An 18719-nucleotide genomic window follows, 5' to 3' on the forward strand; every position below is an offset into this window, starting at 1 on the left:
CATTATTGACCAAAGGGTCAGGAAGGGGGAGAATGGCGGGGGTGCGCTTTTTCTGGGGCTCTTTCCTAACGCTTTTCCTGGTAGGGGTGATCGTGGCCCTGCCCGGGGCCGCCCTGCCCCAGTGGCGGGCCCGCTACGGGGTGGGGGAGGAGGTTTCCTGGTTCTTCACCGCCTTGCTCCTGGGCCTGGTCTTAGGGGTGCGCCTGGCCCAAGGGGGAAGGCGCCACCCCCTTTTTCCCGCCGCCCTCCTCCTGGTGGGCCTGGGGCTTTGGGGGGTGGCCCTGGCCCCAGCCTTCCCCTGGGTGGTGGGCCTGGCCTTCCTCCTGGGCCTGGGGGAAGGGGTGATGAACGTGCACGGCAACAGCCTGGTGGGCGAGCTTTACCCGGAAAGGCGGGTGGAGCTCCTCAACCGGGTCAACGTGGCCTTCGGCCTGGGGGCGGTCTTCACCCCCTTGGCCCTTACCTTTTTGCCCTACACCCTTTTGCTCCTCCTGGCGGGGCTTTTGGCCTTCGGGGCTGCCCTTTTGGTCTGGAAGGCCCCGGCCGTGGGGCCCGCCCCCAGGGAAGGGGGCGGGCGGCTTTGGCCCTTTTTGCTGGCGGTGGGCCTTTACACCGGCCTCGAGGGCGCCCTGGCCACCTGGAACCGGGTCTGGCTGGAGGCCCTCGGCCACCCCACGGCCACCGGCGGGATCCTCCTCTCCCTCTACTGGCTGGGCCTGGCCCTGGGGCGGCTTTTCTTGGCCAAACCCGTGGCCGCCAACCCCCTTTGGGCCCTGAAAGGGCTCCTCCTTGGGGTCATGGGGCTCCTCCTCCTGAACCTCCTCCCCCCCACGGCCCTCCTCTTTCCCCTGGCGGGGTTCCTCCTGGGCCCCCTCTTCTCCACCCTCTTCGCCTTGGTCCAGGCCCGCTTCGGCCACCGGGCCCTGGGGGGGCTGATGTACGCGGGAGCCACGGGGAGTACCCTCATCCCGGCCCTCTTCGCCCTGCTGCCCGTGGGGGGAATCCCTTGGGGCCTTTTCACCTTAGCCCTGGGGCTCTTCCTCCTGGTCCAGGCCCTGGAACGGGAAGGGATCCATGCTTAGGGCCCTCCTCTTTGACCTGGACGGTACCCTGGCCGACACCGACCCCCTCCACCTCCTGGCCTGGCGGGAGGTCCTGGCCCCTTACGGCCTAGAGGTGGACCCGGAAACCTACCGCAGGCGCATCTCTGGCCGGCTCAACCCGGAGATCGTGCGGGACCTCCTGGGGCTCAAAGGGGAGGAGGCCAGGAGGCTCATCGAGGCCAAGGAGGCCCGCTTCCGCGAGCTGGCCCAGGACCTCGAGCCCACCCCTGGGCTTTACGGGCTCCTGGAGGAGGCCGGGCGAAGGGGCCTCACCTGGGGCGTGGTGACCAACGCCCCCCGGGCCAACGCCCGCCACGTCCTACAGGCCCTCCGCCTGGCCCCACCCCTCCTGGTCCTGGCCGAGGAGATAGGCCGGGGGAAGCCCGACCCCCTCCCCTACCGGGTGGCCCTGGCGCGCCTAGGCCTCCGGCCCGAGGAGGCCCTGGCCTTTGAGGACTCCCCCTCCGGGGTGAGGAGCGCCGTGGGGGCAGGGATTCCCACCTATGGCCTCCTCACCGGGCACGAAGGAAAAAGCCTCGCAGAGGCTGGAGCCAGGATCTTGATTAGTGAATTTTCAGATTTTCGCTTTCCTGTCTAAGCTTTCATTGCTTGCAAAGTTGTGTTTTTATAGGGTTTTGCCCGCGAGGAAGTTCCGTGAGGACGGCAAAATAACCTTGCAACACCTCATCTGCTTCTAGTATATATATGGGCTTAGCCCCAAGGAGGTGATGAGGCATGAAACGTAGAAAATCCTTGCTTTTAGGCTTTTTCCTCCTTGCTCTTGCTTCCTGTAGTCAACAAAATAGCATGAATACCGGTAGCTGGTCCACGGTCACCCTGACCATTCAGTTTCCCCAGCCCTCGGCACAAAGCACAGGGCTCACCCCTTTGGGCGTCCCCCGAAGCGCCAGCGAAGCTACCGTAAACATCTACAACGCCCAAAACGTTCGTGTAGCAACCCGCACCCTTACTCCCACTCAATCCAGCACTACGATCAACCTCTTGAACGGAAGCTACGCCTTTGAAACTTCCGTTAAGCGTAGCGGGGGCACTGAGATCGCGTGGAGCAAAGAGAACTATACAATCTCAAGCAACACAGTCATATCCCTAAAACCCAAAGCCATCCTTGGGGAGGCTTGGCTGAGCCATAGCCTAAACGGACCACTCCCCCCCAACGAGGAACTCAACATACGCCTCTGGGTCATAGAACCTGGGGGAACCCAGGGAACTTCTGATGGGAGCTTCCCCATAGAGGATTACGAGGTAACTTACGCTGTGGGTACCTGCTCTACCCCCAGCTGTGCAGACTTTACCCCTTCTACTGCGGCCACCATTCTGCGCCAAACCAAAACCGGGGTAGCGGTCAAGGCTAACACCGTTTCCCAAGACACCACCGTTTACGTTAGGGCTCGGGTCACAGGTCTGGGAACCAATCGCCAGCCCACCACCTTAGACCGATACGCCTCCTTCACCGTTCCCGTAAACAGCAATGTAGGAATCAATCTGGATTTTGTCCCTCCCCAAGTTACCCTCAACGCGCCCAGCAGCCTGACTGTGGGGCAGGTCGCCAACTTTAGCGGTACTGCTTCGGATACAGGGGGCAGGGTAAGAGAGCTAAAGGTCTACGTCAACTCGCAAGAAATCACTCCTTCCATAACCCCCTCTCTCCCGGCAGCTTCGGTTAGCTTCACCTTCAACTTCACCCCCAGCCAGCCTGGCCGTTACGACATAGACATCCTGGCCTTTGACGAGGCCGGGAACTCCCAACGCTACTACACCTCACTGAACGCCCAATAAGTGGGGCAATTGGGGCGGCCTGGGATTTCCAGGCCGCCCGTTTCATTGGGCGTAGCGGCGGAAGGCGGCCTCGTCAAAGCGGGCCCGCACCAAGTCATCCCAGTAAAGCCAGCCCTCGCGGAAGGGGGGGAAGTCCAGGAAGCTGCCCTCGGCCTTGAGATGAAAGGCCAGCTCGTTGGGGCCTGCCACCCCCTGCTGGAAGGCCAGAAGGGCGGCGTGGTAGGCCCCAAGGGCGCTTTGCGCCTGGCTTCCCACCATGGCCTTCTTCCCCTTATCCCGGGCCAAGGCCAGCATCTCCAGGCTCCAGGTGATCCCGGTGCGGGCGGGCTTGAGGTTGAGGAGGTCAAAGGTGTCCAGGAGGAGCTCCCGGCGGAGGTCCTTGGGGGTCATGGCCGAGTCGTCGGCGATGAGGGGAAGGATGCCCTGGGTCCTAAGCCTTCGCCGGGCCTCCACCTCCTCTATGGGCAGGGGCTCTTCCACGTAGAGGAGGCCCAGGTCCTTCCAGGCCAAAAGGAAGCGCTCCGCTTCCTTGGGGGAAAGGGCCTCGTTGGCGTCGGCGTAAAGCTCGGCCTCGGGAAAGGCCTCCTTGAGGCGGGCGATCCTCCGGGTGTCCGCCTCGAGGTCCCGCCCCACCTTGACCTTGAAGACCCTTACCCCCTGGGCGTAGGCCATGCGGGCGTCGGCCAACACCTCCTCTTCCTCCCCCAGCCCCAGGATGTAGGCCACCCGCACCCGGTGCTTGGCGGGCTTGAGCACCTGGTGAAGCTCTTCCCCCTCGCTCCTGGCCCAGGCCTCCCAGAGGGCCGTATCCAGGGCCCCCTTGAGGCCCAGGTTGCAGGGGAAAGCCTCCAAGACGGCGCGGATGGCCTCCTGGTCGTCGGCCTCGAGGCCCAGAAGCCTAGGCCTCAGGTACGCGAGCCCCGCCCGCACGCTCCCCAGGGTTTCCCCGTAGATGGTGGGCCGTATGGCCACCTCGGCCCGGCCCAAGACGCCCCCCTCCAGCTCCACCTCCAGAAGGGCGTGCTCGAGGGCAGGAAGCTCCGAGGCCTTACCCCAGCGCAAGGGGGCCTTGAGGGGAATGCGGAAGGGGATGAGGCGAAGGTCCTTGATCCTGGCCATGGGGTCATTGTAAGGGGACCCCTGGGAACCCCGCCCGCTCAAGGAAGGCCCGCACCGCCCGGACCTCCTCCTCCAGGGTCAGGGCCTCGGTGTCCAGGACCAGGGCCCGGGGGTGGCCAAAGAGGAGGCGCAAGGGGCCTAGGGGGTCGTAGTTCCGCTTCTCCTCGGCCACGATCTTGAGCTTGGCCAGAACCTCCTCGAGGGGGGCAAGGGCCAGGGCCTCTTCCAGTTCCCCTGGGCCCAGCACCCCCTGGGCCAGGGCCTGAAGCTCGGCCCGCTCCTCAGGGCGGAGGGCCACCTGGTCAAAGGCATCGCGGCGGGTCAGGAGGCGCTTGAGCCGGGTGATCTCCCGGGCATGGAGGACCAGGAAGAGGGCCTTGGGCAGGCGCTCCAGGGCGTAGGCCACCTCCGTTTCCCCGCGAAGGCCGTCAAAGAGGAGGAGGGGGTGGGGCTCGGTGTACCCCCGGGCCAGGACCTCGGCCACCCCCCCGGGGAACTCCTCGCGGAAGCGCCGGGTGAGGCGGAAGCGCTCCTCCCGAGGGATGGGGGGCCGGGCCCCGTACCGGGGGAGGACGTAGCGGTCCACCAGCTCGCGGCGGTCGGGCAGCCGGGGTAGGCCCAAGGCCGCTACCAGGGTGGTCTTCCCTACCCCGGTGAGGCCCACCAGGACCAGGAGGGGAACCTCTTGCAGGGAAAGGAAACCGGGCTCAGGCTCCAAAGCGAAGGGCGCGGCCATGACGCCATGCTAAGGGAGGCTTTGCTATGATGGCGGGGATATGAAGCGGATCCTGGCCCTTGTGGCTCTCCTGCTGGGCCTGGCCTTGGCCCAGGCCCCGGCTTACCCGGAAAACACCCTCGGCCTCGGTTACGCCCCCGACCGGGGGGTTTACCTCCAGGGCAGCGCCCTCCTCCCCTTCGCCCCCTTGGGGATTGACACGGGCCTGGACGCCCAGGTCCTGCTGCAGCCAACCCCCCAGGTGTACGCCCTCCTCAAGGCCAACCTCTTCCCCGGCCTGGTCCTGGCCGACCTCTACGCCTCGGTGGGCCTGGGGCTGGACCTACGCTACCCCTTGGGCTTCCACCTGGGCCCGGTGGTGAGCGTGGAGGTACCGGGCGGGGCCCTTTCCGGCACCCTGGGCCTGGGGTACCAGGGGGGCTTCCACCTGGCCTGGGGGGCGGGCTTCCGCCTCTACCTGGAACCCTTGGCCCTGGAGGTTACCGCCTCGGACCGCTACCCCTTCCTGCTGAGCCTCCTCTACCTCTGGTAGCCCCGTGCGCCGGCTTCCCCTTTTCCTCTTCTCCCTCCCGGCCCTGCTGACCCTGGGGGTTTTCGTCCTCTACCCCTTTTTGGACGTATTGCGCTTTTCCACCTGGGACTGGTCGGGGCTTTCCGAGCCCAAAGGGGTGGGCCTAGGCAACTACCGGGACCTTCTCCGCGACCCCGCCTTCTGGGGAAGCCTCTGGGTCACCCTGAAGTTCATGCTCTTAGCCCTGCCCCTTTTCGTGGGGCTTTCGGTGGGCCTGGCCGTGGCCCTGGACGGGGCTCCTTACGAGCGCTGGGCCAAGAGCCTCCTTTTCCTGCCCGGCCTGGTCACCCTGGGCGGGGCCACCCTCTCCTGGTACACCCTTTTCACCCCCGAGTACGGGGCCTTGGCCCAGTTCCTCCCCATCCCCCCTTGGGACCGGGAGGGGTTTTGGGCCCTGGCCATGGTGGTCCTCTTCACCCTGTGGCGGCATCTGGGCTATGGGGTCCTGGTGGCCTCGGCCCGGCTCAAGGCCATCCCCAAAACCCTTCTGGAGGCGGCCTACGTGGACGGGGCTGGGCCCTGGGAGGCCTTCCGCCACGTGGTCCTGCCCCTCATGCGCCCGGCGGTGGCCTTTCTGGTCGTGGTGGGCACCATCCTGGCCCTGCAGTCCTACGCGGCGGTCTTCCTCCTCACCCGGGGGGGGCCTTACGGGGCCACCCGGGTCCTGGGGTACTACCTTTACGAGTCGGGGTTTGAGAACTTCCGCTTGGGCTACGCCGCGGCGGTGACCGTGGTCATCCTCCTCCTCACCCTCCTCTTCGCCTACGCCCAGCTTAAGCTTTTGCGTCACGGGGAGGAGTAGCGGTGGCGGCGCAGGTCTTCCAGGTGGGCGGCGAAGTCGGCGTTCAGGAAAAGCCGGCCCTGGGCGTGGAAGAAGTAAAGGTAGGGGCGGCCTTGGGGGTCCTGGCGCTTGGGGTTCAGCACGGCAAGCAGGGCCGCCCGCCCCGGGTTGCCGATGGGCCCTGGGGGCAGGCCGGGGTAGCGGTAGGTGTTGTAGGGGGAGTCAACGGCGAAGTCCCCCGCCTTGCGGGAGAGCTCGGGTAGGCGTTTGCCCAAGGCGTAGGCCACGGTGGGATCGGCCTGCAGGGGCATGCCCCGCTCCAGGCGGTTGAGGAAGACCCCGGCGATGTAGGGCATCTCCTCCGGGCTTCCCGCCTCGGCCTGGACGATGGAGGCCAGGGTCACCCAGGCGTGGACGGAAAGCCCCCGCTCCTCAAGCCACCGCCGCACCGACGGGGTCAGCTCGGCGGCAAAGCGGCGCAGCATGGCCACCACCACCTCCTCCGGCGTGGCCAGGGGGTCCAGGGTGTAGGTGGCGGGGAAGAGGTAGCCCTCGAGGCTCTCCCCCTCGGCGTAAGGGGGCCTGAGGGCCCCGGGTTCCCGCACCAGGCGCAAAAACCCCTCCCCGTCCAGGCCGGCCTGGCTCAGCCTCCGGGCGTAGTCCACCGCCCTTTCCCCCTCGGGGAAGGTCAGGGTCAGGGTGAGGGGTTTCTCCCCCCCGGTGAGGGCCCGGGCTAGGCGGAAAGCCCCTTCCCCCTTGAGGCGGTACACCCCGGGAACCAGGCGCTTGGCCCGGCCCGAGAAGCGCAGGTAGGCGGAGAAGAGGTACCCCGAGCGCAAAAGCCCGGCTTCCTCCAAAATCCGGGCCACCTCCCCCCCGGTGGCCCCCCGGGGGATGCGCACCACGGCCTCCTGGCCCGTGGGGCCAAGGAGCCAAAGGGCGTAGGCCAGGAGAAGGGCGAAGGTGAGGAAGAAGGCCCAAACCCCCCGCCAAAGCCACTTCCTAGAGCCCTCGGGCAAGGTAATCCTCCAGGAGGACGATGGCGCTCATCTCGTCTAGGCGGCCCTTCTCCTGCCGCACCCGCTTGGGCGCATGGCGGAGCCTTTCCTGGGCCACCTTGGTGGTGTAGCGCTCGTCCAGGAGCTCCACCGCCACCCCACGGGCCCGCAGGGCCTCCACCAGGAGGAGGACCTTTTGCGCCTGGAGGCTCTCCTTGAGGTCGGTGCGCAGGGGCAGGCCCACCACCAGCTTGACAAGCCCCTCCCGGCGCACGAAGGCCAGGATGGCCTCCAGGTCCTCCTCCAGGCCCTTCCGCACCAGGTAGCCCCGGCCAAAGGCCAAGGGGCGCCCCTCCTCGCCCACGGCCAGGCCGATCCGGGCCTCGCCCACGTCAAGCGCGCCCACCCGCATACTGCACGCTGCGGTCCGCCAGGACCACCCCCAGGTAAAGGAGGGCCACGCCGAAGGCCCGTCCGGCCTCCTCGAGGCCCACCACCCCCAAGCGGTTCAAGGTGCTGGTGGAGGCCAGGACCAAGGCCGCCAGAAAGATGAGGGCCGTGCCCTGGGCCCTGGAGGGGTTTTTGCGCCAGAAGAGGAAGGTGGTGTACAGGGCCACCCCGGCCATGAGGAGGGTGCCGAGGAGGTTGAAGGGGACCGTCCAGAGCCTGGGCGAGGCCAGGCTGGGCTCGGGGAAGGCCTTGCCCAGGGGGGCGTAGGGGGTGGGAAGCTGGCCAAAGTCCAGGGGGGCGGAGGCCACCAGGTAAAGCCCGTAAAGGGCCAAAGGGGCCAGGGCCAAAAGGAGGCCCCGGGCCGCCTTGGGGTTCAGGAGGGCCAGGCTCCCCAGGCCCAGGAAGGTCACCCCGTGCATGGCCCCGGTGAAGTACCAAAGGCGGTAAAGGAGGGGGGTCCAGGCCCCGAGCAGGCGGGCCAGAAGCTCAGCGGAAACCCCCAGGGCGAAAAAGAGAAGGCCCAGGCTGTAGAGGGCGTTGTGGAGGGAAGGGCGCTTCCGGTAACGCCCCCAGGTGAGGGCGAATAAGGCCCAGGAAAGGGCCACGGCCAAGGCGCTCAGGAGTTCGGCCATGGGCTCATTCTACCCCCTTAGGGGAGGAGTTCGGGCAGGGCTTCCCGGGCCCGTGCGGGGTCCAGGCCCGCCCCCTGGGCCAAAGCCCCCTTGCCCCCGCCCCGGCCCCCCGCCCGCCCCAAGAGGGCGCGGAAGAGGCTCCCGGCCTCCAGGCCCCGGGCTTGCGCCCCCCGGGAAAGCTTGAGCACCGCCTGCCCCCCGGAGAGGACCAGGGCCACGTCCGCCCCCCGCTCCACCAGGTCGTCCGCCGCCTGGCGGAGGGCAGGCACGTCCAGGCCAGAGAGCTCCGTCACCGCATACCGGAGCCCACCCTTCTCGGAAAGGGCCACGGCCTTCCCCAGCTCCGCCTGCACCAGGCGGGCCTTGAGGCTTTCCACCTCCTTCTCCTTGGCCTTGAGCTCGGAAAGCAGGCGCTCCAGGCGTTCCTCCAGGGCCTCCTCCCCCACGGAAAGCCGCCCCGCCAGGGCCTTGAGGCGGTCCAGGCCCTGCCGGGCCAGGCGCACGCCCGGCTCCCCAGCCACGGCCTCAATCCGCCGCACCCCGGCGGAAACCGCCTCCTCGGAGCGGATGAGGAAGGCCCCGATCTCCCCGGTGCGGCGCACGTGGGTCCCCCCGCAAAGCTCCTTGGACTCCACCCCAGGCAGGGGGCTTCCCTCCACCCGCACCACCCGCACCACCTCCCCGTACTTCTCCCCGAAGAGGGCCATGGCCCCCTCCTTCCGGGCCTCCTCCAGGGGCATGTAGCGCCAGGTCACGGGGAAGTCGGCCATGATCCAGCGGTTCACCAGAAGCTCAATCCGGGCCAGTTCTTCGGGGGTGAGGGCCTCGGGGTGGGTGAAGTCAAAGCGCAGGCGGTCGGGGGCCACCAGGCTTCCCGCCTGGCGCACGTGGGGCCCCAGGACCGCCCGGAGGGCGGCGTGCAGGAGGTGGGTGGCGGTGTGGTGGCGCTCGGTATCCCGCCGCGCGGGGTCCACCACCGCCCGCACCCTATCCCCCACCCGCAAGACCCCCTCCTCCACCCGGGCCCGGTGGAGGAAGAGGCCCCGCTCGGCCTTGAGGGTGGTCTCCACCCGGGCCCGGCCACCCGGCCACTCCAGGTGGCCGAAGTCGCCGATCTGCCCCCCCCCTTCGGCGTAAAAGGGGGTCTTGTCCAGGACCACCTGGACCTCGGTGCCGGGGCCGGCCTCGGCCAGGCTCTGGTCCCCGGCCAGGAGGGCCAGGACCTCCCCTTCCCCCTCCAGGGCCCCGTACCCCAGGAACTCCGTGGCCCCCCGCTCGGCGTAGAGCTCCTCCAGGACCTGGGCGCTTTTCTTGAAGATCTCCCGCTCAAAGGCCATGGCCGCCCGGGAACGCTCCTGCTGCGCCTCCAGGGCCTGCTGGAAGCCCTGGGTATCCACGCCAAAGCCCCGCTCGGCGGCGATCTCCACCGTGAGGTCCAAGGGGAAGCCGTAGGTGTCGTAAAGCCGGAAGGCCTCCGCCCCCGGGACCACCTCCCCTGGCTTGAGGGCGGCCAGGAGGCCCTCCAGGCGCTTCAGGCCCCCTTCCAGGGTTTCCAGGAAGCGCTCCTCCTCGAGGCGGATCTGCCGCTCCACCGCGGGGAGGTTCTCCCGCATCTCCGGGTAGAAGTCCCCCAGGACCTCGGCCACCACCGGGGCCAGGCGGTGGAGGAAGGGCTCGGTTAGCCCCAGGAGGTAGCCGTGCCTCAGGGCCCGGCGCAGGAGGCGGCGGATCACGTAGCCCCGGCCGGTGTTGGCGAAGGTGACCCCATCGGCCAGGGCCGCCACCACCGCCCGGATGTGGTCGGCGATGACCCGGTGGCTCACCGAGGCCTTGCCCTCGTAGGGCTTCCCGCTCCAAAGGGCCACCCGCTCGATGAGGGGGTAGAAGGTGTCCGTACGGTAGAAGTCCTCCACGTCCTGCAGGATGGCCGCCACCCGGTAGAGGCCCATGCCCGTGTCAATGTTCTTCTGGGGCAGGGGCTTGAGGATGCCGGGGCCGGGGATAGGGCCTTGGCGGTCGTACTGGGTGAAGACCAGGTTCCAGATCTCTACGAACCGGTCCCCCGAGCCGGTGTTGGGCCCGGTCTCCTCGGGGGTGCCGTAGGCCGGCCCCCGGTCGTAGAAGATCTCCGAGCAGGGGCCCGAGGGCCCGTTGGGCCCGTGGGTGATGGCCCCACCCGGCCAGTAGTTCTCCTCCTCGCCGAAGCGGCCAATCCGCGCCTCCGGGACCCCCACCAGGTCCCGCCAGATGGCGTAGGCCTCGTCATCGTCCTCGTAGACGGTGACCCAGAGGCGGTTGGGGTCCAACCCAAGCCACCTGGGATCCGTGAGGAACTCCCAGGCCCAGAGGATGGCCTCCTTCTTGAAGTAGTCCCCGAAGGAGAAGTTGCCCAGCATCTCAAAAAAGGTGTTGTGCCGGGCGGTGCGGCCCACATTCTCAATGTCCCCCACCCGGAGGCATTTCTGGCAGGTGGTGACCCGCCGCCACTCCTTGCCCCCAAAGATGGGCTTGGCCCCTAGGAAGTAGGGCTTGAGGGGGGCCATCCCCGCGGAGGTGAAGAGGAGGGAGGGGTCGTTTTCCGGGATCAGGCTGAAGGAGGGAAGGCGCAGGTGGCCCTTCTCCTCAAAGAAGGAAAGGTACTTCTCGCGGATCTCGGCGGTGCGCATGCTTTTGATTATAGGATGTCCCCATGACCGTGCAGATGCGCCGCTACCGCCTGAAGGAAGGGGCCAAGGAGGCCTTCACTAGGGTGTTTTTAGAGGTCATCGTCCCCTTGCGCCGGGCCACGGGCTTCCAGATCCTGGGGGCCTACTGGATCTCAGATAGGGACTTCCTCTGGTTCGTGGGCCACGAGAACTTCGCCGAGGCCGAAGCGGCCTACTACGCCCACCCCGAGCGGCAGAAGGTGGACCCCCGCCAGTACCTGGAGGAGGTGGAAACCCGCTTCGTGGAGAGGCTCCTGTAGCGGGGGCCACGCCCCCGGCTCCCTCGAGGGGTAAGCTTGGGGGGATGGAGGTCTTCCACCTGGTCCTGCGCAACCTCATGGCCCGCCCCGTGCGGAGCCTGCTCACCCTGCTCGGGGTCCTCATCGCCACCAGCAGCATGGTCCTTTTCCTCTCCTTCGGCGAGGGCCTTAGGCGCTCCCTTTTCCAGGAGCTCTCCCGGGTGGGGCCCGCCATCCAGGTGGTGCCGGAGGGGACGGAGGGCCTGGGGTTTGGAGGCTACCCGGAGATCACCCCCGCCCAGCTTGCGGCCCTGACGGAGGCGGGAAGGAGCCTTGGGGTGCGGGCCCTGGTCCCCACCCTCTTCCTGGCCCGGGGAGGGTTTGACCCCCAGACCAGCTTCTTCTTCCAGGGCCTGCCCCAAGGCACGGCCCCCGACCTTCTCTACCCGGGGGTGAGGGCCAAGGAGGGCCGCCTGGTGCCCACGGAAGGGGGGGCGGTGGTGGGGGGCAAGGTGGCCAAGCGGAGCCAGCTCACCCTGGGAAGCCCCTTGCGCCTCTCCCCCCGGGTGGAGCTCCGGGTGGAGGGGATCCTGGAGGAAAGCGGAGGCCTGGCGGACAACCTGATCTTCGTCCCCCTCCAACCCCTCCAGGCGGTGCTGGGCACGGAGAACTACAGCGCCGTCCTGGTGGCCCTGAAGCCAGGCCAGAAGGCGGAGGAGGTGGCCCGGGCTCTGGAAGGGGCGGTTCCGGGGCTCAAGGCCCAGACCACGGGGGACGTGATGCGCTTCGCGGAAAGGGCCCTGCGCATCAGCGACCTGGTGCGCTTCGGCATCAGCCTGGTGGCCCTGGTGGTGGGGGGCCTCCTGGTGGCCAACACCGTGATGATGTCCGTGTACGAAAGGACCCGGGAGTTCGGGGTCATGCGGGCCCTGGGGGCCAAGCGGGGCTTCATCTTCCGCTTGGTGGTGCTGGAAGCCCTCTTCCTGGCCCTTCTGGGAGGCTTGGGGGGGCTGGTCCTGGGGGGAGTGGTTTCCTACGCCATCAACCTCTACACCCTGGACCAGGTGGGCCTGGCCCTTTCCGCCATCACCCTTCGCCTGGCCCTCTTCGCCCTTCTGGTGGCCTTGGGGCTAGGGCTGGCCGCAGGGCTTCTCCCCGCCCACCACGCCAGCCGCATCCCGGTGGTGGAAGCCTTGGGGAGGGTGTGAGATGCTGCGGGCCGAAGGCCTTACCAAGCGTTACCGGCAAGGGGAAAAGGAGGTGGTGGCCCTCTCGGGCTTCACCTACACCTTCCCCCAAGGGTCCACCGCGGTGGTGGGCCCCTCAGGAAGCGGCAAGACCACCCTTTTGAACCTGCTGGCAGGCTTTGATCTGCCCACGGAAGGCGGGGTATTCCTAGGGGAAAAGGCCCTGCACCGGCTCCCCGAGGATGCCCGGGCCGAGGTGCGCCTCAGGTCCATGGGCTTTGTTTTCCAGCAATGGAACCTCATCCCCACCCTAAGCGCCTGGGAGAACGTGGCCTTCCCCCTCCTCCTGGCGGGCTGGCCCAGGCCAAAGCGGGAGGCCCGAGCCAAGGAGCTCCTGGAACGGGTGGGCCTGGCCCACCGCCTGCACCACCTCCCGAGCCGCCTTTCCGGGGGGGAACAGCAACGGGTGGCCCTGGCCCGGGCCCTGGCCCTGGACCCGCCCATCCTTTTTGCCGACGAACCCACGGGCAACCTGGACGCCGAGTCCCGGGAGCAGGTGGCGGCCCTCCTCTTCCAGGCGGGCAAGGAGAGGACCCTCATCCTGGTCACCCATGACCTGGAGCTGGCCGCCCGGGCAGACCGGGTCCTGCACCTGAAGGGGGGGCGGCTGGTGCGGGAGGAGGTGGCCCAGCCCTCCCGCTAGCCCGGGACATCCCGCCCACCCCCCTCGTGGCACAATGCCCCCATGGGCAAGCGGATGGTGGTCGTGGGCGGGGTAGCGGGGGGAACCTCCGCCGCCGCCAAGGCCAAGCGGGAAAATCCCGAGCTGGAAGTGGTGGTCTACGAGAAGGGCGCCTGGGTTTCCTACGGGGCCTGCGGCCTGCCCTATGTCCTCTCGGGGGAGATCCCCCGGCTGGAAAGGCTGGTGGCCCGGACCCCGGAGGAGTTCCGCAAGCAAGGGGTGGAGGTCCACACGCAGCACGAGGTGGTGGACGTGGACCCCGAGTCCCACACCCTCACGGTCTTTGACCACCGGGAAGGCCGTACCTTCCAGGACCGCTACGATTACCTGGTCCTGGCCACGGGGGCCAGGCCCCTCATCCCCTCCATCCCCGGCACGGAGCAGGAGGGAGTTTTTACCCTGCGGAGCATGGAGGATGGGGAAAAACTCCTCCAGGCCCTGCCAAGGGCCAAGCGGGCGGCCATCTTGGGGGCGGGGTACATCGGCCTCGAGGTGGCCGAGGCCTTCCGCAAGCGGGGTCTGGAGGTCACCCTCCTGGAGGCCAAGGACCGCCCCTTGCCCCACTGGGATGAGGAGGTGGGCCACCTTCTCGAGCAGGAGCTGGAACGGCACGGGGTGGAGGTCTGGACCGGGGTGCGGGTGGAGGCCTTCAGGGGCCAGGGCCGGGTGGAGGCGGTGGAGACCTCCGAAGGGGTGGTGGAGGCCGACCTGGTCCTCCTGGCCACCGGGATCCGGCCCAACACCGCCTTGGCCCAGGCCATGGGGGTGGCCCTAGGGCCCACGGGGGCCATCGCCACCGACCCCAGGATGCGCACCAACCTGGAGGGGGTTTACGCTGCCGGGGACGTGGCCGAAAGCTTCCACCGGGTGCTGAAGCGCCCCTACTGGCTCCCCCTAGGGGACGTGGCCAACAAGCATGGCCGCACCGCGGGCACGGTCATCGCCGGCAAGGAGGCCCACTTCCCCGGGGTGGTGGGTACGGCCATCTTCAAGGCCTTCTCCCTGGCGGTGGCCACCACGGGGCTTTCCCTGGAAGCGGCCCTAAAGGAGGGGTTCCCGGCGCGCAAGGTCTTCATCCAAAGCCGGGACGGAGCCCATTACTACCCGGGAAGCGAGCCCCTTTGGGTGGAGCTGGTCTATGAGGAGCCCAGCAGCCGCCTCCTGGGCGGGGCGGTGGTGGCCAAGGGGCATGGGGCCTTGCGCGTGGACGCCCTGGCCGCCCTCCTGCACCAGGGAGGAAGCCTGGAGGACCTCCTGGCCCTGGACCTGGCCTACGCTCCCCCCTTCAGCCCGGTCTGGGACCCTCTCCTCATCGCCGCCCAGCAGGCCAAATAAGGGGTGTAGTTACAATCCAAACACACCGGCCCAGGGTGTGAAGCTTCAAGGCTTACACACTACACCGCAAGCCCCGCTGCCTCCAAACTGAACCTGGGAGGTAAACCGTGGAACCCTTGAGCATGCTCACCCCGGAGATGCGTCAGGAAGCGGAGGCCTTGCGGCGCGAGTGGGAAACCAACCCCCGCTGGAAGGGGGTGAAGCGGGACTACCGCCCCGAAGACGTGGTGCGGCTTAGGCCCAGCATCCCCGTGGAGTACACCCTGGCCAAGCGAGGGGCGGAGAAACTCTGGCAGCTCCTCCACGAGCGGCCCTACGTGCACACCTTTGGGGCCTACACCGGGGCCATGGCGGTGGAGATGGTGCGGGCGGGCCTCGAGGCCATCTACCTCTCCGGCTGGCAGGTGGCCGCGGACGCCAACCTGGCCTGGCAGACCTACCCCGACCAGTCCCTCTACCCCTACAACTCCGTGCCGCAGATCGTGAAGCGGATCAACAACGCCCTCATGCGGGCGGACCAGATCGAGCGTTCCGAGGGCAAGGTCACCCGGGACTGGTACGTGCCCATCGTGGCCGACGCCGAGGCCGGCTTCGGCGGGGCCCTCAACGTCTTTGAGCTGACCAAGGCCATGATCGAGGCCGGGGCTGCGGGGATCCACTACGAGGACCAGCTGGCTTCGGAGAAGAAGTGCGGCCACCTGGGGGGGAAGGTCCTGGTGCCCACCGCCCAGCACATCCGCACCCTGCAGGCCGCCCGCCTGGCCGCGGACGTCATGGGGGTGCCCACGGTGATCATCGCCCGCACCGACGCCGAGGCCGCCACCCTCATCACCAGCGACATTGACGAGCGGGACCGGCCCTTCATCCTCCCGGGCGAGCGCACCCCTGAGGGCTTCTACCGGGTGCGGAACGGGATAGAAGCCGGCATCGCCCGGGCCTTGGCCTACGCCCCCTACGCCGACGTGATCTGGATGGAAACCTCCAAGCCCGACCTGGAGGAGGCCAGGAAGTTCGCCGAGGCGGTGAAGCGGGAGTTCCCCGACAAGCTCCTGGCCTACAACCTCTCCCCCTCCTTCAACTGGAAGAAGTTCCTGGACGACGAGACCATCGCCAAGTTCAACCGGGAGCTGGGGGAGATGGGGTACAAGTTCCAGTTCATCACCCTGGCGGGCTGGCACACCCTGAACTACTACATCTGGGAGCTGGCCAAAGGGTACAAGGCCCGGGGGATGCCCGCCTTCGTGGAGCTGCAGCAGAAGGAGTTCCTGGCCCAGGCCCAGGGCTTCACCGCGGTCAAGCACCAGCGGGAGGTGGGGGCCGGGTACTTTGACGAGGTGGTCCTGGCCCTGACCCAGGGGGAGGCCTCCACCCTGGCCCTCAAGGGCTCCACCGAGGAGGCCCAGTTCAACGAGGCCCTGCCCCACTAAGGGCCCTTTGCGGGCCGCCCCTATGGGGGGCGGCCCCCTTTATTTGTAGCCATATCCCACACCAAGTCGGTATAGTGTAGATGTCATGCCAGACATCATTACACCCTGGCTGCGCTACCTGGAGGACCTCCGCCCCCACCTGCGGGGCCGGGACCACCGGGGCAAACGGGGCTCCCTGCGCTGGCTGGAAACCCTCATGGCCGAGCGGGGGGGGCGCTCGGGCACGGTGCGCAACATCCTCTACAAGGACCTGGGAAGCCCTGAGGAGAAGGAGCGGCTTTACGGGGTCATCGCCGACCTCTACAAGGAGGCCGGCCTCACCCCCCCTCCCCCTCCGGCGGAGCTCTTCCTGGAGAGCGCCCGCAAGGCCCTGGGCCGGGACAAGCGGCGCATCTTCCGCCGCTTCCTCAAGGAGCTGGAGGCCGGGGGCCAGCCCCAGATGGTGGTGGTGGGCGGCCCGGCCACGGGGAAGGGGGTCTTGCTCTCCGCCCTTTCCCGGGCCCTTTCCGCCCTCCCCGGGCAGGAACCCTTCTTTCTGAACCTGGGGGGGGAGCTGGCCCAGGCCCTCATCCCCCTGGGGGAAGGCCTAGGGGTGGGGGAGGAGGTGCGGGCCCTGCTGGCCCAGCTCTCCCCCACCCAGCCCTACATCCTGCAAGGGGCCCTGCAGCAGGAGGTCCTCACCCTCCTGGCCCGGGCCCTGAACCGGGAGGGCCGCCCCCTCCTCCTGCGGGCCGAGGCGGAGGGGACCCTCGAGGGCCTCCCCCTGCGGGGCCCGGAGGGCACGGGCCGGGGCCTGGCGGTCTGGCTGGAACCTTTCCTAAAGCAACTGCACATCCCCTACCTGGCCGCCCTTTCCGAACCCCCTCCCACCCTGCCCTACCAGCCCCTCTCTCCCCCGAGCCGGGAGGAGGCCCGGCGCTTCGTGCGGGAAAGGCTCCCCCACCTGCCCCCCGAGCGCCTGGAAGCCCTGGTGAACCAGGCGGGACGTAACTTCGGAGAGCTTTCCCGCCTGGTCCTCCTGGAGGCGGCCAAGCACGACCCCAGGACCCCTATCCAGGACGACCCCGCCCTCCGGCCCCTCCTCCTGGCCCTGGCCGCTTTTAGCCCCGAGGCCGACCCCGTCTTCCCCATCGCCCTCCTGGAGATGGCCCTGGGCAGGCCCGTGGAGCGGTTTTCCCAGGCGGAGCGGGCCCTTTTGGACTGGGTGGGGGAGGGGCTGGTGCGGCCCTCCCTGCGCAGCCTCCTTCCCCAGGAGGCCCCTAGGGAGCTCCACCGCCTGGCCCTGGCCTTCTTCCCCAAGGAGAACCTGTTTCGCAAGCTGCACCACGCCCATAAGGCGGGGGAAAGGAAAATCCTTCTGGACTTGCTTCAGGAAGATCCCGCCCGGCTCGCCCTCCTCCCTGGCCTCTGGCAGGAGGCCCGGGACTGGCCCCGGGAGGACCTCGAGGCCTTGGCCTCGGTGGTGGTGCGCTACCGGGCCGTCCTGGGCCAGTACGCCCATCCGGAAGCGGAAGAGGCCCTCCTCGCCCTCTCCCAGGCCCAGGACCCCGCCCTGCGCACCTGGGCCCGCATCAAGGGGGCCGAGGCCAAGGCGGACGCCGCCCTTTACCGGGAGGCGGAGGAGCTCCTCCCCCCCAAGGAAGACCTGAAGCTCCTGGACGAGACCGCCCAGGCGGAAGGGCTTCTGGTGATGGCGGCAGTGGAGCGCTGGAAGGGGGATTACGAGCGGGCGGCCCGCTTTGTGGCCGAGGCCGAGGGTCTCCCCGTGGCCCCCTTCCTGCGGGACCGGGTGCAGCTTTGGCGGGGCCTGGTGGCCAAGGACCTGGGCCGCTACGCCGAGGCCCTCTCCGCCCTCTCCCAGGTGGGCCACGACCCCCTCCTCCTGGGCCGGGCCCGCTACCAGATGGGGGACCTCCTAATGCGCCTCGGGCGCCTCGAGGCCAAGGCCCGCATGGAGGAAGGCCTCAAGGCCCTGGAGGAAGGGGGCGCCCCCAAGGACGAGGTGGCCCGGGTGCGGGCCCGCTACGCCACCCTATTGCGGCGGCTTGGCCTCTACCAGGAGGCGGAAACCGCCATCCAAAAAGCCCTTTCCGAGGCGGAAGACCCCTTTACCCGCGCCCGGGTGGAAAGCGAGGCCGGCATCCTGGAGGCCGCCCGGGGGCATCCCTTTGAGGCCCTGGCCTACCTGCAGGGGGCCGAGGCCTACTTCCGTACCACCCGGGAAAGGCCCAAGGAGGCCCGCTACCGCCTCCTGCGCACCCGCTTCCGCCTGGGGGCGGCCTACCTCCTCCTGGAGGCCGGCCAGCCCTACCGGGCCCCCTTCCTGGGGGGGCTTGCCGCCCCCACAGCGGAGCGCCTCCTCCGGGGCCTCCTGGCGGAGATCCCCGAGGAGGCCACCGACCGCTACACCGCCCTCCGCCTGGACACGGCAAGCCTCCTGGCCCTCCTCCTCCCCCCTGAGGAGGGAAAGGCCCTCCTCAAGCCCCTCCTCTCCCTGGAAAACCCCTACCTCCGGGCCCAGGCCCGCCTGGGCTACGCCGAGGCCCTGGCCCGGGAGGGGAGCTTCGGGGAGGCCCTGGCCCAGATCGTGGCCCTCCCCCCCCTGGAAGACCCCGGCCTCCTGGCCCAGGCCCGGGCGGTGGAGGTGCTCTCCCTCCTGGGCCTGGGGGAGAAGGAGGCCGCCTGGCAGAAACTTCGGGAGGCCAAGGGGGGAAGCCTCCCTATCCCCTTCCGCTTCCAGCTGGGCCGGGCCCTGGGCCGCTTCTGCCCCGAGCTGGAAAGCCGCCTCCCCCCCACCCCCTTGGCCCTTCCCGAGGCCTTGGGCTTCCAGCTGGCAAATCCCGACTAAATCACTATACTTTTGGAGGGCGAGGGGCTATACTCTAACTGCGAACGGG

17 protein-coding genes are annotated in these 18719 nt (G+C 68.5%); 11 read left to right on the plus strand and 6 right to left on the minus strand.

The window, feature by feature from the left end:
* Window positions 1-32: 32 nt before the first annotated feature.
* From TCCBUS3UF1_RS09600 to TCCBUS3UF1_RS11660, 3 genes are all read left to right on the plus strand, one after another.
* Window positions 33-1082 carry a sugar MFS transporter gene (locus tag TCCBUS3UF1_RS09600; RefSeq protein ID WP_014516309.1) on the plus strand — a complete coding sequence of 350 codons (1050 nt, stop codon included), beginning with the start codon at window positions 33-35 and terminating at the stop codon, window positions 1080-1082.
* Window positions 1075-1701: an HAD family phosphatase gene (locus TCCBUS3UF1_RS09605; RefSeq protein ID WP_014516310.1), complete on the plus strand. Its 627-nt coding sequence runs from the start codon at window positions 1075-1077 to the stop codon at window positions 1699-1701. Before TCCBUS3UF1_RS09600 ends, TCCBUS3UF1_RS09605 begins: the two co-directional genes overlap by 8 nt.
* 137 nt (window positions 1702-1838) lie before the next feature.
* Complete coding sequence (locus TCCBUS3UF1_RS11660; protein WP_014516312.1) at window positions 1839-2900, plus strand: hypothetical protein; 1062 nt, start codon at window positions 1839-1841, stop codon at window positions 2898-2900.
* 42 nt (window positions 2901-2942) lie between these two features.
* On the opposite strand, the gene TCCBUS3UF1_RS09610 is transcribed toward TCCBUS3UF1_RS11660, so the two are convergent.
* Entirely contained in the window at window positions 2943-4019 is a 1077-nt protein-coding gene (locus TCCBUS3UF1_RS09610; RefSeq protein ID WP_014516313.1) for an enolase C-terminal domain-like protein, read from the minus strand.
* A 4-nt stretch (window positions 4020-4023) separates the two neighbouring features.
* On the minus strand, window positions 4024-4755 hold the full coding sequence (locus TCCBUS3UF1_RS09615) for a hypothetical protein (protein WP_014516314.1): 732 nt from the start codon (window positions 4753-4755) through the stop codon (window positions 4024-4026).
* A gap of 40 nt (window positions 4756-4795) precedes the next feature.
* On the opposite strand from TCCBUS3UF1_RS09615, the gene TCCBUS3UF1_RS09620 reads away from it, so the two are divergent.
* Both TCCBUS3UF1_RS09620 and TCCBUS3UF1_RS09625 read left to right on the plus strand, forming a co-directional pair.
* Window positions 4796-5287: a hypothetical protein gene (locus tag TCCBUS3UF1_RS09620; protein ID WP_014516315.1), complete on the plus strand. Its 492-nt coding sequence runs from the start codon at window positions 4796-4798 to the stop codon at window positions 5285-5287.
* Between the two features lie 4 nt (window positions 5288-5291).
* Entirely contained in the window at window positions 5292-6128 is an 837-nt protein-coding gene (locus tag TCCBUS3UF1_RS09625) for a carbohydrate ABC transporter permease (RefSeq protein ID WP_014516316.1), read from the plus strand.
* Here the strand turns inward: TCCBUS3UF1_RS09625 and mltG are convergent.
* From mltG to alaS, 4 genes are read right to left on the minus strand one after another with little or no spacing between them, the layout of a single operon-like run.
* Complete coding sequence (mltG, locus tag TCCBUS3UF1_RS09630; protein WP_014516317.1) at window positions 6113-7126, minus strand: endolytic transglycosylase MltG; 1014 nt, start codon at window positions 7124-7126, stop codon at window positions 6113-6115. The two genes, TCCBUS3UF1_RS09625 and mltG, sit on opposite strands and share 16 nt — an antisense overlap.
* Window positions 7110-7517: a Holliday junction resolvase RuvX gene (ruvX, locus tag TCCBUS3UF1_RS09635; RefSeq protein WP_041433874.1), complete on the minus strand. Its 408-nt coding sequence runs from the start codon at window positions 7515-7517 to the stop codon at window positions 7110-7112. The genes mltG and ruvX overlap by 17 nt, the downstream gene beginning before the upstream one ends.
* Window positions 7498-8187 (minus strand): hypothetical protein, encoded by a 690-nt coding sequence (locus TCCBUS3UF1_RS09640; protein ID WP_014516319.1) that lies wholly within the window; start codon window positions 8185-8187, stop codon window positions 7498-7500. The genes ruvX and TCCBUS3UF1_RS09640 overlap by 20 nt, the downstream gene beginning before the upstream one ends.
* A gap of 17 nt (window positions 8188-8204) precedes the next feature.
* Window positions 8205-10853, minus strand: coding sequence for an alanine--tRNA ligase (gene alaS, locus TCCBUS3UF1_RS09645; protein ID WP_014516320.1), 2649 nt, complete (start codon window positions 10851-10853; stop codon window positions 8205-8207).
* Window positions 10854-10876: 23 nt separating this feature from the next.
* Here alaS and TCCBUS3UF1_RS09650 point away from each other — a divergent pair, with 23 nt between their 5' ends.
* The 6 genes from TCCBUS3UF1_RS09650 to TCCBUS3UF1_RS09675 all read left to right on the plus strand — a co-directional run bounded on the left by TCCBUS3UF1_RS09650 (window position 10877) and on the right by TCCBUS3UF1_RS09675 (window position 18670).
* Window positions 10877-11152, plus strand: coding sequence for a hypothetical protein (locus tag TCCBUS3UF1_RS09650; RefSeq protein ID WP_014516321.1), 276 nt, complete (start codon window positions 10877-10879; stop codon window positions 11150-11152).
* Window positions 11153-11196: 44 nt separating this feature from the next.
* A complete protein-coding gene (locus TCCBUS3UF1_RS09655; RefSeq protein WP_014516322.1) occupies window positions 11197-12339 on the plus strand; it encodes an ABC transporter permease in 1143 nt (380 codons plus the stop codon).
* A 1-nt stretch (window position 12340) separates the two neighbouring features.
* Complete coding sequence (locus TCCBUS3UF1_RS09660) at window positions 12341-13021, plus strand: ABC transporter ATP-binding protein (RefSeq protein ID WP_014516323.1); 681 nt, start codon at window positions 12341-12343, stop codon at window positions 13019-13021.
* Between the two features lie 42 nt (window positions 13022-13063).
* Window positions 13064-14395, plus strand: coding sequence for an FAD-dependent oxidoreductase (locus TCCBUS3UF1_RS09665; RefSeq protein WP_014516324.1), 1332 nt, complete (start codon window positions 13064-13066; stop codon window positions 14393-14395).
* A gap of 107 nt (window positions 14396-14502) precedes the next feature.
* Window positions 14503-15822 carry an isocitrate lyase gene (aceA, locus tag TCCBUS3UF1_RS09670; RefSeq protein ID WP_014516325.1) on the plus strand — a complete coding sequence of 440 codons (1320 nt, stop codon included), beginning with the start codon at window positions 14503-14505 and terminating at the stop codon, window positions 15820-15822.
* Window positions 15823-15907: 85 nt separating this feature from the next.
* Window positions 15908-18670, plus strand: a complete 2763-nt coding sequence (locus TCCBUS3UF1_RS09675; RefSeq protein ID WP_014516326.1) for a hypothetical protein — start codon at window positions 15908-15910, stop codon at window positions 18668-18670.
* Window positions 18671-18719 lie beyond the last annotated feature (49 nt).

Source organism: Thermus sp. CCB_US3_UF1 (assembly GCF_000236585.1).
GTDB lineage: Bacteria > Deinococcota > Deinococci > Deinococcales > Thermaceae > Thermus.